This window comes from Flavobacterium soyangense, from assembly GCF_015277675.1.
GTDB classification, from domain to species: domain Bacteria; phylum Bacteroidota; class Bacteroidia; order Flavobacteriales; family Flavobacteriaceae; genus Flavobacterium; species Flavobacterium soyangense.
On sequence record NZ_JADHEC010000033.1, the window covers coordinates 1 to 15,445 of the forward strand.

Here is a 15,445-nt window from a genome sequence, read left to right on the forward strand (position 1 = left end):
CCGAACAGAGTAGTTAAGCCCGCCTGCGCAGATGGTACTGCAGTTATGTGGGAGAGTATGTCGTCGCCTTTCTTTTGGAAAACCCTGTTCGCAAGATCAGGGTTTTTTGTTTTATAACAGTTTTTTTATAACAGTTTTGAGATTATTTCAATATCTTTTGAATATAAGTTCTAAATTACTTCTTATATATTGTATTTTAGCTTTTAAATTTTGAAATGCACAAATGAAATTAAAAGGGATCAATCCCAAAACCTGTGGAGCAACAAAATTTAAGCATAAATATTAGTAAGTCTAAAAAGGAAAAACTCAACGTTCCTAACACCTCTAAATTGAGATCTAAATGCTTTTATTTTAGCATTGAAAGATTCAGCCGATGCATTTGTACTTCTGTTATCAAAATAGTTCAATATGGTTTGATAATGATTAATTATCGTTCTAGATATTGTATTGAAAGATTTAAACCCTGATTGATTTACTTTTTCGTGCCATTTGGCAAGTCTAGCAAAACCAATGATTTTATGGGTAGTTTTTTCAAATATGTAACGTAGGCCTTGTGTTAGGCTGTATGCCTTTTGGATCTCAGGATACAATTCAAATAATAAATGGGCTCGTTGTAATTGATTCACTGACCATTTTGATTTATTCTTGTATAAGAAGTAGCGACTTCTGGCTAGTAATTGTTTGAGTGTATCCCCATTGGTCAATACTTTAGACTCAAACCTTTTCTTGTTTTTCTTGGCTTTTTCTATAGCCTCATTTTCCTGATCTATTGCTTGCCAACGGTATTTGATTCTGATTTCTTGTAAAGCCTCTGTCGCTAATTTTTGAACGTGAAATCGGTCGGTAACATGAGTTGCATTGGGAAAACATTTTTTGGCAATTAATCCCATATTCCCTGCCATATCCAAGGTAATTTCTGTGACTAGATTTCGTTTTTTTAGAGGAATTTTTTCAATGATAGCGATTACCGTTTCAGCTTTTGTTCCAGCAACCATTGCAACGATGGATCCTTTCCTGCCTTGGCCGCCTTATTGGTTAGAATTGTATAGAGTTCGCCATTAGATAAGGAAGTTTCGTCTATTGATAACCGTTTTCCAATGTTTTCAGGGAAAATCAGCCATTCTTTTGCGTGTGGTTTTTGATTCCAGATTTTAAAATCACTTAAGAAATCTTTGTATTGATGTTGTAGATTTTTACCACTAACACCATAGAAAGAGGCAATAGCATTGCAATCATTAGGCTTGGAATCTATTGATCTCTTTTAAAAAAGACGCAAACTCCTGTGTTACCCGAGTTCCGTCTGCTACTAAATTCCAATCTCTAAATACAACTTCTCCAGTATCTTCATTGAGCCATCTTCTGCGAGTGATATGAAGGTATACTTGATGTCCTCGAATTGGAAAGTCTTGGACGGTTATCTCATTAAAAAAGCCTTTGGAACTTAACTTAGATTGTCGATATTCTTTTGGAATTGAATTAATCTCTTTTAAGTAAAGATGAAGTATTTCCTCTCCTTTTTTATAGGATGTTAATTCAAAGTATTCAACTATGATTTTTGGTAATAATAACTTGAGAAGGTCTGTAAAAGAATCTTGCATTTGTATTTAATTAGAGAATACAAATATCTCCTTTTTAATATTTCCCCACAACATTTCGACTTGATCCCTTACGACGTTCTTAATTGATGGCTGTAAAGATTCTAAAAAAGATATTCAAAATACAGCTTGTTTTTACGAGTAATCAATCCTACTACATTTTGATATTTGCCTTTAGCAGCGGGTAACAATACCGGGTTCTCCTTTGTTTGCCAGGCGTAAGGCACATTAGGAGTGAGTCCAAAATGACTTTGGTCTCCAAAATATAAATCAATATAGCCACTATCTTCCAAACTCTTTAGTGTTTCTATTTGTTCTTGTTTAAATCGAAATTCTTCTTCGTTTCGTTTGCCTTTTAAAGAAAGTCTAGCTCTTTTCCAGCTATAAACCAGTAACTTTTAAAAAATTCTGCAATGTTTTTTTGCAGACAATAATATTGTGTTTCTCTTCAAAGTAAATCAATACATTTTTTAAATTTCTATTGTGAAGTTCTAATTGCTCCGAAACCTCTATGGAATAGTCTTTTAAAATGGTTTTCGCCCCTCTTCCTTCTGCTATTCCAAGAGAGTCAATCCCGATCACAGCCCAACTATCAAACCAACGTTCAATCGTTCTACGACTGACTTTAAAAATAGAAGCCAAGTCATTAATATTGCGTTTTTGATGCGATAAAACAAGACATTGACTACGTTTTCTAATGGTAGCATTAAGGCAATTTTGATGAAGGTGTTCCAATACCTCAATCTCTTCTTTTTTAAGTGTTACATATCTCATAATAAAATAGATATACAAATTTTATTACATATAAACAATAAATTACGACATTATTATATTCAAATTTCTTAATTTTGGATCAATCCTAAATCTTTCCAAAACAATTTTCCCGTCACAGCATCTGATGAAGTAATATCATTTTCTCCACAGTAAATAACGATTCTTTCAGGATTGTATTTATCCGAATAACATCAGGTAAAGTCATTCCGCAAAAGCACGATTAAGTGGTACATATTCAGGTTAATCCTGCTCTAATGTTTTCCACTTTGTAAAAGAAGAACTTCCTATAAAAAGCGTTTTTATAATGTGTTGGCATAGTAATGCTATCTTGTCACTTAAAGGCTTGAATGTCATCCCAAAAAGGAGGGCTTTGCGCTGAGACATTTACGACAAAAAACAACAACTGAATACAGATTATTGCTTTTAAAAATTTTATAATCAAACTTCGCTTTACTGCTCAAACTCATTTAATAATCACGCTTAAACTACTTTTAATATCTTTAGCCGAGGTAGCAACATGAAAAACAAATTCGCCAGGTTCAATTTTCCAACTTGACTCTTTCTCATCATAAAAAGCTAAGTCCTCTACCTTTACTTTCAATTTGATTGTTTTTTGTTCGCCGGGTTGCAAAAAAACTTTTTGAAAAGCCTTTAGTTCTTTCTTAGGTCTTAGAACAGAGCATATGGGTTGACTTGAATATAACTGTATAACTTCGGCTCCAGCCAGATTTCCAGTGTTTCTAATTTGCAAAGTCACCAATACTTCTTCTTGTTTATTGTATTCTTTTTTATCAGTTGCAGCATTTGTAATATCGAAAGTGGTATAAGATAATCCATATCCAAAAGGATATTGAGGCTCAATTCTTTTGGTATCAAACCACCGATAACCTACCAAAATATCTTCTTCATAATTCACTTTTAAATCGTGTCCAGGATAATTGCCTAATGCATGAGCCGGTGATTGATTTAATGAAACAGGTATTGTGAATGGCAATTTTCCTGATGGGAATTCTTTTCCACTCAATACGTCCACAACTGCATTACCGGCTTCCATTCCGCCATACCATGCCCAAACCAATGCAGGAACTCTTTGGGCAATGCCAGATAATTCTAGTGGTGAACCAGCAATAATTACAACTATGGTTTTTGGGTTTGCTTTTGTTACCTCTTGAATTAATGTTTCTTGTCCATAAGGCAAATGCATGTGCAATCGATCGAATGATTCTGAATCAAAGTCGTGATTAAGTCCAGCAAATACAATTGCTACATCTGATTTTTTGGCTTGTTCAACAGCTTCACCAATTAACTTCCAATCAACATAATCCGAATTGAGTTGCCCGGTGCTACTTCTTTCTGCAACATGAGATTGCTTTTCATATCCTTGAGCATAGTTTATTTGTATGCTTTTCCCGTACTTTCCTGTGATAGCCTGAAGAGGTGTAACCTCATACAATGCTTTGATTTCAGAACTAAATCCACCACTGCAATGTTTACGTGTTGCATTATCCCCTATAATGGCAATAGACTTCAATGTATTCATCTTGAGTGGCAAAAGTTCTTTTTCGTTTTTTAACAATACAATTGCCTCTACTGCTGAACGATAAGCTACTTGTTGATGCTCTTTTGTGTTAATGGAGCCTATTTCGCGATTTTTAGAATCTAAAACTTTTGTTTTAATCATAATCCTAAGAATGTTTGCCACTTTTTCATCCACCAAACTTTCTTTTACTCGACCTTCCTTAACCGCTTTAATCAAAGGATCGGCAAAATACCATTCGTTATAATTGACTTTATCGGTTCCCATTTCTAAATCTAGACCGGCCAAAGCTGCTTTTTCTGTACTGTGAACGGCGTCCCAGTCTGATATGTAAACTCCTTTAAAATTAAATTCATTTCGCAATAGTGTTCGCCCTAAGTATTCGTTTTCAGTACAAAATTCTCCACGAAATTTATTATAGGCACCCATTACTGTCAATGCGCCACCCTCGATTATTGAAGATTTGAAACCAGGCAAATAAATTTCGCGTAGTGCTCGTTCACTCATGTTTACATCAATAACAAAACGATTTTCTTCTTGATTATTTGCTACAAAATGCTTTACGCAGGCAGCAACATCTTTAGATTGCAATGCCTTTATATAATTTACCGAAAGTTGCGAAATAAGATATGGATCTTCACTCAAATATTCAAAATTTCTTCCACAGAGTGGAGAACGAATAATATTTATTCCTGGACCTAGTAATACATCTTTTTTACGATAACGCGCTTCTTCACCAAGGACAAAACCACGTTGCTTAGCTAACTCAACATTCCAACTAGCAGCCATTGCCGTTCCAGGAGGAAAGCAAGTTGAAGAATCTTTTGTCCAACCTGCATATTGCCAATTATCTCGATTCATTTCTGCTCTTACACCATGTGGTCCGTCTGATAATGCCCATTCAGGAATTCCAAGGCGTTTTATATCCGAAGTATAAAATTTCGAATTTCCGTGTAACATGCCGACTTTCTCTTTCAAAGTCATTTTCTTAATCAGTTGTTGGATTCGTTTTTCTGTTGCAGGATTCTTTTGGGAAAAAGACATTTCACAAGTTATTAAAAGCAAAACAAATGCTAAAGTTATTATTCTCATAATTATAAATATTGTGTTAAAAAAGAGCATTACAGAAAGTAATGCTTTGTAAAAATAACTATTAATTTCTTTATACTTTTCAAATTATTGAGTATCATATATATTTTAATAAATTCCTGGTACTTAAAGTATTTATATAGTAAATGTAATATTACATCTTAAATATCTTCTGTCAAAAAAAATGTTAAAAAGGCACTTTAATTAAATTAGTAAATATAAAAAAATTGTTCGTAGACAATGAATATTTTTATATGATTTACTTTAAAGAGTATATAGTTATGAAATTCTCTATTCCTATTTTCATCATCACTAATAAACGGAGCCTTTTTTTAGCATTTCCTGTGATGTATTCAATTTATGAACCTAAATATTATAATAGATCCTTCATAAAAAAACATCTGGATAAATGGTTAAAAAACAGCTTTTTTAAATGCAAAAAAATAAGAGTACTATTACAAGAAATTCAATGTTCTTTCTAAAGCCATTCCTCTGGAACCTTTTATGAGAATGGAGCTATTTTCTATCTTTCTGTCTTTTAAATAATTTGAAAAAGCGTCGAAAGTCTCATAAAAATGAAAATTTATTTTATCAATATGATTGTTATAAAACTCTTTTCCAATGAAGTGGCAAACAATATCTTTTTCTTTCAAAACCAAATTCACTATTGCTTTATGTTCATCCTGGCTTTCTTCCCCTAACTCAAACATATCACCCAAAATCATAATCTTATTAGAATTATTTAATTGCATGAAATTTTCGATTGCAACAGCCATACTGCTTGGATTGGCATTATAAGCATCCAGAATAATCTGATTTGTCCCTATGGTAATAAGCTGTGATCGATTATTTTCTGGAATATAACTCTCTAAAGCATCTTTTATGGCAATATCCTCCACTCCAAAATATTTTCCAATTGTGAGTGCTGCATTTATATTATTTGCATTATACAAGCCAATTAAGTGAGTTTGAATCCGAAGATTAGAAAAAAGAATTTCTACAAATGGATTTGCCGCAATGGAACTGATATTTACATTTGCATTTCCCTTGTTTATACCAAATGAATACGATTTCAAAGTTTTTGATTTTTCGACCTGAATTTTATCTTCAAGGTTTATAAAAGCTAGCTTATCATTTTGTGAAAGATAGTTATACATTTCGCTTTTCCCTTCTATTACGCCTTCTACTCCACCAAAACCTTCTAAATGTGCTTTGCCAAAATTAGTTATATAACCATAATCTGGTTTAGCTAATTCACAAAGAAATTCTATTTCTTTTTTATGATTAGCTCCCATTTCAACAATTCCAATCTCAGTTTTACTATCGAAAGATAATAATGTCAAAGGGACACCAATATGATTGTTTAAATTCCCCACTGTTGCTTTTGTATTATACTTTTTGGAAAGAACAACATTTATCAACTCTTTAGTGGTAGTTTTTCCGTTGCTTCCGGTAAGGGCAATTAAGGGTAATTTTAGATATTGACGATGGAACTTTGCCAATTCTTGCAAGGCAGATAAACTATTTTGGACCAAAATAGTTCTTTGGTCAATAAAATAGTCTTCGTTATCAATTATAACATACAATGCCCTTTTTTCTAATGCTTCCTTAGCAAATGTATTAGCATCAAAGTTTTCTCCTTTAATAGCTATAAACAATGAATTTGGCTCAATTTTTCGGGTATCAATCGAAACCGATTTACATTTTAAAAACAAAGTGTGAATGTATGCGATGTCCATACGAAAACGATTTTAAAAAATAAAAGCCCTAATCAAAGGGCTTTTATTGCTATTATATAAAAATTTAATTTCTAGCTGATTTCCTTTTATCAGATTTTGAACCTACTCTAGACATTGCACATCTAAACCCAATATAATCAGTAGCCATATCTTGCGGAAAATATCTTCTTTGGGCTGGATCTAACCAATAAGCTCTATCTCTCCAGGATCCTCCTTTATAAACTCGTACATTGTCATTTATTAAAGTGGTTCTTTTATTGGTTTTATCATATTTTCTAACCATATTTCCTAAACTATCTATGGTAACGTTGTGTTTAGGGGCATTGTACATCACCTTATCGTCTTTTCCTTTTTTGGCGTTAGATTCTGAATCTCCAAAATTAAAATATTTTGTTGATTGTTTGTCACCATCTCTGTAATTGATATTGTCGCTTTTATCAAAATTCTGTCTCAAATAAGTTTCCTTTTCATCAACTGGAACTTGTGCAATTTGACCTGGAAAGGCTCTTGCGACGATTCTGCCATTACTTAAAGTGTCGTATTTAATATTTTCTTTAGTTACAATTTCAACCTTACCATCTTTTCCAATTTTATTTTTGGTATATTGATTTCCTCTAAAATAATTAAAATCATTAGCTTCATTATCAACAATTGGTCTGTAAACATCCATAACCCATTCGGCTACATTACCAGCCATGTCGTATAATCCAAAATCATTTGCTGGATAGCTTTTTACAGCGTTAGTAATATCTGCTCCATCATCAGACCAACCAGCTATTCCACCATAATCGCCGTTCCCTTGTTTGAAATTAGCTAATTGATCTCCTTTGGTTTGTCTTTTTCCTGAACGTGTGTAACTTCCTGACCAAGGATATTTTTTCTGGCCTTTGTATATATTGTATTCTCTTTGTCCTACATCGGCAGCAGCTGCATATTCCCATTCAGCTTCAGTTGGAAGTCTGTATTCAGGAAGAAGAATCCCCGAAGAACGTTGGGCATAAATATTGGTTGGCTCAATTACTTTGCCATTTTTGCCTGCTTTTGTTGGTTTTTTCACTCCTTTTTTTCCAGCATATTTTCCCGGCAATACAATCTCTGCATTTCCACCATAAGCTAATGTTGGTGAATTCAAATAGGTTTCTGTATCAAAATTGCTTTCTGCAGTTACGTCTAATGTCTTGGCATTTTTTTTAAGATACCCATTTTTTTCCAAAAGAGCTTCATTTACACGTTGAGTTCTCCATTTGCTAAATTCAACTGCTTGAATCCAATTTACACCCACAACAGGATAACCTGCATAAGAAGGATGTCTTAAATAATTATTGGTCATAGTTTCATTATAACCCAATCTGTTTCTCCAAACTAAAGTGTCGGGTGAAGCACCTTCATAAATATTTTTATAGTTTTCATCAGTTGGTGGAAATACTTTTTTCACCCAGTCCAAATATTCTAAATACATCTTATTGGTAACTTCAGTCTCATCCATATAGAAGGATTGAACGTGTTGCTGAGTTGGAGTATTATTCCAATCATGCATTACATCATCTTCAACTTTACCCATTGTAAATGTTCCACCTTCAACAAAAACCAATCCTGGCCCCGCTTCTTGCTTCGTTTTTGAAGGACCTTTTTTACTATCTACGTTCCAACCTGTTGCTTGTGATGCATTTTTTGAACTGGATTTTTTACTACAACTTGCAAAACCCATAATCAACATCATTAATAAAATCAAACGTAAGGCCATAATTTTGTTTACTTTCATACTCTTTTGTAGGTGATAATTTCTGTGGTGCAATATAATAATTAACCATTAAACCGCAACATCATTTTTTTATTTAATAGATTGAACTACGTAATCTAGATAAAATACACAATCTAAACGCAAATTTATACTATTTATTATTTAAAATTACACTAAATGACATATTTTTACTCCACATAATATTTTGTTACAAATTCCGTTTTTTAAAACAATGAAAAAAATACTTTTGGTTTATTTAACCCTAATTCCTTTTGTTTCTTTTGCACAAATTAAAGGCGACATTGCTATTGAATGGCTTGAAAAGAAAGAAATGTCTTTTGGTGATTTCAAAATTAATGTGCCAAAATTTGTTGGCAACACTTATAATTATGACACTTCTAAAAAGGCTGTTTCCTATATTTTAAACCTAACAGAATCAAACTTTTTTGACGGAAATACCGTTCAAATAACAAATGTGGTTTACGAGTCATTAACAATATCTCAACTAGGTGACTTAGACCCTTCAAATATCCCTAAAAACGCATCAGCAACTTTAAAAATAAATGAATCAAGAGGCGTAAAACAGGCTTTTCTTGTATTGTCTCCAATAGTTAAAGATGAATTTGGATACAAACGAATTAAATCTTTTTCCTACTCCATAAGTGGCAGCAGTGCTTCAAGAATTTCACAAACCAATAAAACTAGCGTCATAATGAATTCAGTTTTAGCAACTGGTGACTGGTATCAATTTTATATCGAAAAATCAGGTGTTTATAAAGTTTCCAAGGCTTTTTTACAGCAATTAGGTCTCAATGTTAGCGGAATAGACCCAAAAAAAATAAAAATTTATGGAAATGGAGGCCGGATGTTGCCCTTATCAAACGCCACTTATTATCCTACTGATTTAACTGAAAACGCAATCCAAATTATTGGCGAAAACGATGGTGTTTTTAATGATGAAGACTATATTTTATTTTACGCAGAAGGTGTTGACACTTGGAGTGAAGAAAGCCAAACCAATAATAATTTGTATGACACTAAATCCTATTATTATGTAACGATACAAGGAAATGATGCGAAAAGAATCACAAATATGGTTCAGCCTGCCGGGAGCAGTACGTTAAAATTAAACACATTTGACGACCATCAATATCACGAATTAGACTTGGTAAATATTGGACATCTGGGTCGACAGTGGTTTGGCGAATTATTTGACATCAACCAAGACCAGGAATTTTCGTTTAGTTTTCCAAATATTGATACAGCAACGCCTGTAAAATTGAATATAACTGCAGCTTCAGCAGCTTATACAGTTACATCTTTTAAAGTATCGGCAAATGGGCTAGACGTTGGGACAATATCATTTCCGGCTCTTACCCCAAATTCAGGCGTTCAGTTTAATGTTGGTGCTTTACCAAGTAACACAACTTTTCCAGGCTCGGAAAGCTTAAAAATTAAATTATCTTATAACAACAATGGTGTTCCTGGTTCAAAAGGATACCTTGATAATATTAGGCTTGTCGCCAAAAGAAAACTTCAAGGTTACGGGAAACAATTTCTGTTTCAATATGATTTATCGAATACCAGTTTTGGAGTTGTGAGTTATGATATTTCGAGTGCAAGTGGAATTTCCCAGATTTGGGATGTAACCGACATATATAATGTAACCAAAGTCGAAAATTCAAATCAAGCTTCATTTTCTTTTAAAGCAAATTTGGGCGAACTCAGAAAATACGTTGCAATTGATGCTTCGGATTATTTTACACCTCTAAAAAGTAACAAACCAAAAATCGCCAACCAAAATCTAAAAGGAACTCTTTTTAAAAACGCCCAAGGACAATTTCAGGATATTGACTATGTAATTATTACACCAGCTTTTTTGGCAACACAAGCCAACAAATTAGCCAATTTTCACCGTTCTTATTCAAATCTGAATGTTAAAGTTATTCCGCTTGAATCAATCTATCAAGAGTTTTCGTCAGGGAAACAGGATATTGCCGCTATCAGAAATTGCATAAAGTACATTTATGACAATGCTTCCGCACCTGAAAAAAAGATAAAATATGTCAATCTCTTTGGCGACGCTTCATACGATTATAAAAACCGAATCCCAAACAATTCTAATATCGTTCCTATATATCATGCATTAAACAGCAACACTATAGGAGAATCATCTTTTGCCTCAGATGATTTCTATGGTTTGATGGATCCAAGCGAAGGAAATATTGGTTCTTTTTTTGGTGGAATTGACATCGCTACTGGCAGAATGTTAAACAATGACGCCACGCAGGCTGATGAAATGGTAAACAAAGTAATTGAATATAATGATGCAAAATCTTATGGTAGTTGGAGAAATAATTTAGTGATAATTAGTGATGATTCTGATAGAAATTCAGATGCAACATTACAAAGCAGGCAAAATACTTTAGCAGATAAAATCACTTTTGAAAAACCATTTTTAAACGTCAATAAAATATTATTAGATTCATATGTCCAAGAAGCTTCGGCTGGGGGAGCTCGGTATCCCAAAGCTCGCACAGATATATTCAGTGCGTTCGAAAAAGGAGCTTTGGTGTTTAACTATTTAGGTCACGGTGGTGAAGACGGTCTGTCGAGTGAGCGAATTTGGGAAAAATCCGATGGTCAAAATTTAAGTAATCAATATAAATATCCTTTATTTATTACCATAACCTGTGATTTTTCGCGATTTGACAATCCATCAAGACCAACTGCTGGCGAATACACGTATTGGAATCCAAAAGGCGGTGCCATTTCTATGATTACAACTATTCGTGAAATAGGACAGTTTAGTGCCGAAAATTTCAATGATGTGCTAGCTAAAAATTTATTTTCCTATGGTTCAAACCAATATTATTCTATAGCTGAGTCATTACGAATATCCAAAAACAGCAATCCAAATTCATCAACTAACGTAGTGTTTTACATTGGCGACCCAGCCTTGATGCTTGCCATAGCCAAACCAAAAATAAGACTCACAAAAGTAAATGATATTCCAGTTTCACAGCCCTTTGATGATTTTAAATCATTGGCAAAAATGAAAATTACCGGAGAAATTACCGACGAAAAAAACATTCCGTTGACTAATTATAACGGAGAGCTTTCAACAATTATATTCGATAAATTTATCACAAGAACAACCTTAAATAATGATGGATATAGTCCGTCAATACCTTTTAACATTCTTGGAGAAACTATCTTTAGAGGAAATGCTTCAGTTAAAAACGGGCAATTTGAATTTAGTTTTATCGTTCCAAGAGATATTCGAGTACCATTGGCAAACGGAAAAATTAGTTTTTATGCTAAAAAAAATCTGCTTTTTGAGAATCAAACTGGTTATGACACCAGCATTAAAGTGGGCGGAATAAATGAAAATGCAGTCGTGGACAATATTAGTCCAAGAGTGAAGTTATATATGAACGACGAAACTTTTGTTTCAGGTGGCACAACTAACGATTCTCCGTTCTTACTGGCAAACCTTGAAGATGAAAGCGGCATCAATACAGCAAGCGGAATAGGTCACGATATTGTTGCGACATTAGACGGAGATGTTAATAATCCTTATATTTTAAACGATTATTATCAAACAAATCTGGATGATTACACAAAAGGGACACTTCGGTTTCCATTTAGGAATTTAGCCGTTGGTTTGCATACTATTACGTTCAAGGCATGGGATGTTTATAACAATCCAATAATAGCCGAAATACAATTTATTGTCACAGGAAACGAATCGATAACATTGACACATGTGTTGAATTATCCTAATCCATTTGTCAATTATACTGAGTTTTGGTTTTCGCACAACAGACCTTATGAACCTTTGGAGGTTCAGGTTCAGGTGATGACAATAACAGGAAAAGTGGTTTGGACGCGAAACCAAATCGTCACCACTGAAGGATTTCTGTCAAAAGAAATCACTTGGGATGGAAGAGATGATTTTGGAAATAAAATAGGAAAAGGAGTTTATGTTTATAAACTGACCGTAAAATCGAACGTAACAAATTCGAAAACTGAAAAATTTGAAAAACTTGTAATACTTTAATAAAACACTATATTTGTACAATTAATACTAAACTTCAATGAAAAAAATAGCTTTACTTTTTGTTTGTTTATTCATAATATCATTTGCAAAAGCGCAAGAAAATGTTATCACCACAGCTGTTCCTTTTTTATTGGTTGCTGCCGATGCGAGAGCAGCGGGTATGGCAGACCAAGGAGTCGCTACCTCTGCTGATGCTTTTTCGCAACAATGGAATCCTGCAAAATATGCCTTTGCTATAGACAAAGTAGGCTTTTCAATAAGCTACACTCCCTATCTTACTGACTTGGTAAATGACATTTCTTTGGGACAACTAAACTATTATAACAGAATAAACGAGCGAAGTGCTTTTGCAGGAAGCTTTCGATTTTTCGGATTAGGAAACATAGAACTTCGTGAAACTGGCGATCCTAATGAAATTCCAAGAGTAGTTTCTCCAAGTGAATTTGCATTTGACGGATCTTATTCCTTAAAATTAAGCGAAAAATTTTCGATGGCTGTTGCAGCGAGGTACATAAATTCTAATTTAAAAGTTGCGTCAGATACTGGTGATGCTTCTTCGGCAAGCTCATTTGCAATTGATGTTGCAGGATTTTATCAATCAGAAGAAATTGCATTCAACGAATTCAACGGAAGATGGAGAGCAGGATTTAATATTCAAAATTTAGGCCCTAAAATTAGCTATGACAACACCCAATTTAGCAGCAACTTTCTACCAGCAAATTTAAAAGTAGGAACCGGTTTTGATTTCATACTTGACGATTACAACAAGGTAGCAGTTAATGTTGAATTAGCCAAGTTATTAGTGCCAACACCACAAAACCCGGATTTGAACGGAGACGGAACAATTACTCCTGCCGAAAGATCTCAAAACAATCAGAATTACCAATCCATCGGATGGCTTCCGGGTGCTTTTCAGTCCTTCTCTGGCGCACCAGGTGGATTTAGCGAAGAGCTTAAAGAAGTTACCTACTCTTTAGGGGGAGAATATTTATACCAAGATTCCTTTGCCTTACGTGCAGGCTACTTTCACGAAAATCAAGACAAAGGTGCTAGACAATTTTTCTCATTAGGCGCCGGTTTCAAATATAATGTCGTAAAAGTGGATGTTTCTTATTTATTTTCGACATCGAAAGTTAAAAACCCTTTGGAAAACACCTTACGATTTTCACTTACCTTTAATTTCGGTGACCAATACGATGAATATTAGTCAACATAAAAAATAACTATAAATCCAAATTTCATTGAAATTTGGATTTTTTTTCCAATAAAAAGAATGAAAGATATTATTATTTCAACCCAATTTTCAGTTTTCGAATCCGTTCAGGAATTACCGAATGACATTCAAAATCTAATGGGACAAGCTGTAGAGGTAAGAAAGAATGCTTATGCTCCCTATTCAAAGTTTAGAGTTGGCACCGCACTTTTATTGGATAATGGGAAAATAGTTTTAGGCTCAAACCAAGAAAACGCCGCATTTCCTTCTGGACTTTGTGCTGAACGTGTTGCTGTTTTTCAGGCTGGATCAATTTATCCTGAAGCAAAAATTTTGAAAATGGCAATTACAGCAGCTTCAGATACAAATCAAACCACTGCTCCAATTCCTCCTTGCGGTTCTTGCAGGCAATCAATTGCTGAATATGAAATCAAACAAGAAAGTCCAATCGAGATATATTTCATGGGTGAAATAGGCGCTGTTTACAAATCGGAGTCCTTAAAAAACCTGCTTCCTTTTATGTTTGATAAGCGCTTCTTATAAAAAAAACCAAAAATTACCTTTTAAATTTTAATGCTTACTTGGAATGTCTTATTTTTGCAACTTGCAAATTTTGGGTGAGTAAACTATTTTTGCCTAATTTGGTTAAAAAATACCAAACACAACAACACTTTAGCATAAAAATAAAAAAACACATGAAAGAAGTAACAAAAGAAGTTTATTTAAAGTGGTATGAAGACATGCTGCTTTGGAGAAAGTTTGAAGACAAACTAGCAGCATTATACATTCAACAAAAAATTAGAGGATTTCTTCACTTATATAATGGTCAGGAAGCTGTTTTAGCAGGCGCATTGCACGCTATGGACTTGACTAAAGACAAAATGATTACCGCATACAGAAATCACGTACAACCTATTGGGATGGGGGTTGATCCAAGACGCATAATGGCTGAACTTATGGGAAAAGTTACAGGAACCTCAAAAGGAATGGGTGGTTCTATGCACATTTTCTCGAAAGAACACGGATTTTATGGCGGTCACGGAATTGTAGGTGGACAAATTCCTATTGGTGCCGGAATTGCTTTTGGTGACAAATACAATAATACTGGCGGGGTTACATTGACCTATTTTGGTGATGGAGCCTCAAGACAAGGGTCATTGCACGAAGCTTTTAATATGGCTATGCTTTGGAATCTACCAGTAGTTTTTATCGTTGAAAATAACGGCTATGCAATGGGTACTTCTGTCGAAAGAACTGCAAATCATCCAGATATTTGGAAACTCGGTTTAGGGTACGAAATGCCTTGCGGACCAGTGGACGGAATGAATCCTGTAAAAGTTGCCGAAGCAATGACCGAAGCTATCGAAAGAGCACGCAGCGGAGGCGGACCAACTTTTCTTGAAATGAAAACATATCGTTATAGAGGACACTCTATGTCAGACGCACAATTATACCGTTCGAAAGAAGAAGTGGAAGAATACAAAAAAATTGACCCAATTACTCAGGTTTTAGATGTAATTAAAGATCAAAAATACGCTACCGAAGCAGAAATTGAAGCGATCGATCAAAAAGTAAAAGATTTAATCGAAGAATGTGTAAAATTTGCCGAAGAATCGCCATATCCTGAAATTCAACAATTATACGATGTGGTTTACGCCCAAGAAAATTATCCATTTTTACCTCATAAACTATAA

At 34.1% G+C, this 15,445-nt stretch carries 11 protein-coding genes and 1 rRNA gene; 5 read left to right on the forward strand and 7 right to left on the reverse strand.

Annotated features, from left to right (window positions below):
* Nucleotides 1-72, forward strand: a 5S ribosomal RNA gene (gene rrf, locus IR213_RS16730); the annotation flags it as partial.
* Between the two features lie 197 nt (nt 73-269).
* Here rrf and IR213_RS12950 read toward each other — a convergent pair.
* From IR213_RS12950 to gldJ, 7 genes are all read right to left on the reverse strand, one after another.
* Nucleotides 270-995 (reverse strand): ISAon1 family transposase, encoded by a 726-nt coding sequence (locus IR213_RS12950; RefSeq protein WP_449404262.1) that lies wholly within the window; start codon nt 993-995, stop codon nt 270-272.
* Between the two features lie 240 nt (nt 996-1,235).
* Entirely contained in the window at nt 1,236-1,598 is a 363-nt protein-coding gene (locus tag IR213_RS12955; RefSeq protein ID WP_194312729.1) for an ISAon1 family transposase N-terminal region protein, read from the reverse strand.
* Between the two features lie 101 nt (nt 1,599-1,699).
* Nucleotides 1,700-1,888 carry a hypothetical protein gene (locus IR213_RS12960; RefSeq protein ID WP_194312730.1) on the reverse strand — a complete coding sequence of 63 codons (189 nt, stop codon included), beginning with the start codon at nt 1,886-1,888 and terminating at the stop codon, nt 1,700-1,702.
* An 88-nt stretch (nt 1,889-1,976) separates the two neighbouring features.
* A complete protein-coding gene (locus IR213_RS12965) occupies nt 1,977-2,369 on the reverse strand; it encodes a helix-turn-helix domain-containing protein (RefSeq protein ID WP_194312731.1) in 393 nt (130 codons plus the stop codon).
* Between the two features lie 463 nt (nt 2,370-2,832).
* On the reverse strand, nt 2,833-4,998 hold the full coding sequence (locus IR213_RS12970; protein ID WP_194312732.1) for a beta-glucosidase: 2,166 nt from the start codon (nt 4,996-4,998) through the stop codon (nt 2,833-2,835).
* Between the two features lie 452 nt (nt 4,999-5,450).
* A complete protein-coding gene (locus IR213_RS12975) occupies nt 5,451-6,734 on the reverse strand; it encodes a UDP-N-acetylmuramoyl-tripeptide--D-alanyl-D-alanine ligase (RefSeq protein WP_194312733.1) in 1,284 nt (427 codons plus the stop codon).
* Nucleotides 6,735-6,798: 64 nt separating this feature from the next.
* Complete coding sequence (gldJ, locus tag IR213_RS12980; protein WP_194312734.1) at nt 6,799-8,496, reverse strand: gliding motility lipoprotein GldJ; 1,698 nt, start codon at nt 8,494-8,496, stop codon at nt 6,799-6,801.
* 211 nt (nt 8,497-8,707) lie between these two features.
* Here gldJ and porU point away from each other — a divergent pair, with 211 nt between their 5' ends.
* The 4 genes from porU to pdhA all read left to right on the forward strand — a co-directional run bounded on the left by porU (nt 8,708) and on the right by pdhA (nt 15,445).
* The gene (porU, locus tag IR213_RS12985; protein ID WP_194312735.1) at nt 8,708-12,538 is read left to right on the forward strand and encodes a type IX secretion system sortase PorU; all 3,831 of its coding nucleotides are present in this window, start codon (nt 8,708-8,710) and stop codon (nt 12,536-12,538) included.
* A 37-nt stretch (nt 12,539-12,575) separates the two neighbouring features.
* Nucleotides 12,576-13,745, forward strand: a complete 1,170-nt coding sequence (gene porV, locus IR213_RS12990; RefSeq protein ID WP_194312736.1) for a type IX secretion system outer membrane channel protein PorV — start codon at nt 12,576-12,578, stop codon at nt 13,743-13,745.
* A 66-nt stretch (nt 13,746-13,811) separates the two neighbouring features.
* Nucleotides 13,812-14,294, forward strand: coding sequence for a cytidine deaminase (locus IR213_RS12995; protein WP_194312737.1), 483 nt, complete (start codon nt 13,812-13,814; stop codon nt 14,292-14,294).
* A 152-nt stretch (nt 14,295-14,446) separates the two neighbouring features.
* Nucleotides 14,447-15,445 carry a pyruvate dehydrogenase (acetyl-transferring) E1 component subunit alpha gene (gene pdhA / locus IR213_RS13000; protein ID WP_194312738.1) on the forward strand — a complete coding sequence of 333 codons (999 nt, stop codon included), beginning with the start codon at nt 14,447-14,449 and terminating at the stop codon, nt 15,443-15,445.

What these genes read in the sequence shown, in the direction of transcription:
- IR213_RS12950 (WP_449404262.1), bottom strand. Translation starts at nt 995, where the DNA reads ATGGTTGCTGGAACAAAAGCTGAAACGGTAATCGCTATCATTGAAAAA.
- IR213_RS12955 (WP_194312729.1), bottom strand. Translation starts at nt 1,598, where the DNA reads ATGCAAGATTCTTTTACAGACCTTCTCAAGTTATTATTACCAAAAATC.
- IR213_RS12965 (WP_194312731.1), bottom strand. Translation starts at nt 2,369, where the DNA reads ATGAGATATGTAACACTTAAAAAAGAAGAGATTGAGGTATTGGAACAC.
- IR213_RS12970 (WP_194312732.1), bottom strand. Translation starts at nt 4,998, where the DNA reads ATGAGAATAATAACTTTAGCATTTGTTTTGCTTTTAATAACTTGTGAA.
- IR213_RS12975 (WP_194312733.1), bottom strand. Translation starts at nt 6,734, where the DNA reads ATGGACATCGCATACATTCACACTTTGTTTTTAAAATGTAAATCGGTT.
- gldJ (WP_194312734.1), bottom strand. Translation starts at nt 8,496, where the DNA reads ATGAAAGTAAACAAAATTATGGCCTTACGTTTGATTTTATTAATGATG.
- porU (WP_194312735.1), top strand. Translation starts at nt 8,708, where the DNA reads ATGAAAAAAATACTTTTGGTTTATTTAACCCTAATTCCTTTTGTTTCT.
- porV (WP_194312736.1), top strand. Translation starts at nt 12,576, where the DNA reads ATGAAAAAAATAGCTTTACTTTTTGTTTGTTTATTCATAATATCATTT.
- IR213_RS12995 (WP_194312737.1), top strand. Translation starts at nt 13,812, where the DNA reads ATGAAAGATATTATTATTTCAACCCAATTTTCAGTTTTCGAATCCGTT.
- pdhA (WP_194312738.1), top strand. Translation starts at nt 14,447, where the DNA reads ATGAAAGAAGTAACAAAAGAAGTTTATTTAAAGTGGTATGAAGACATG.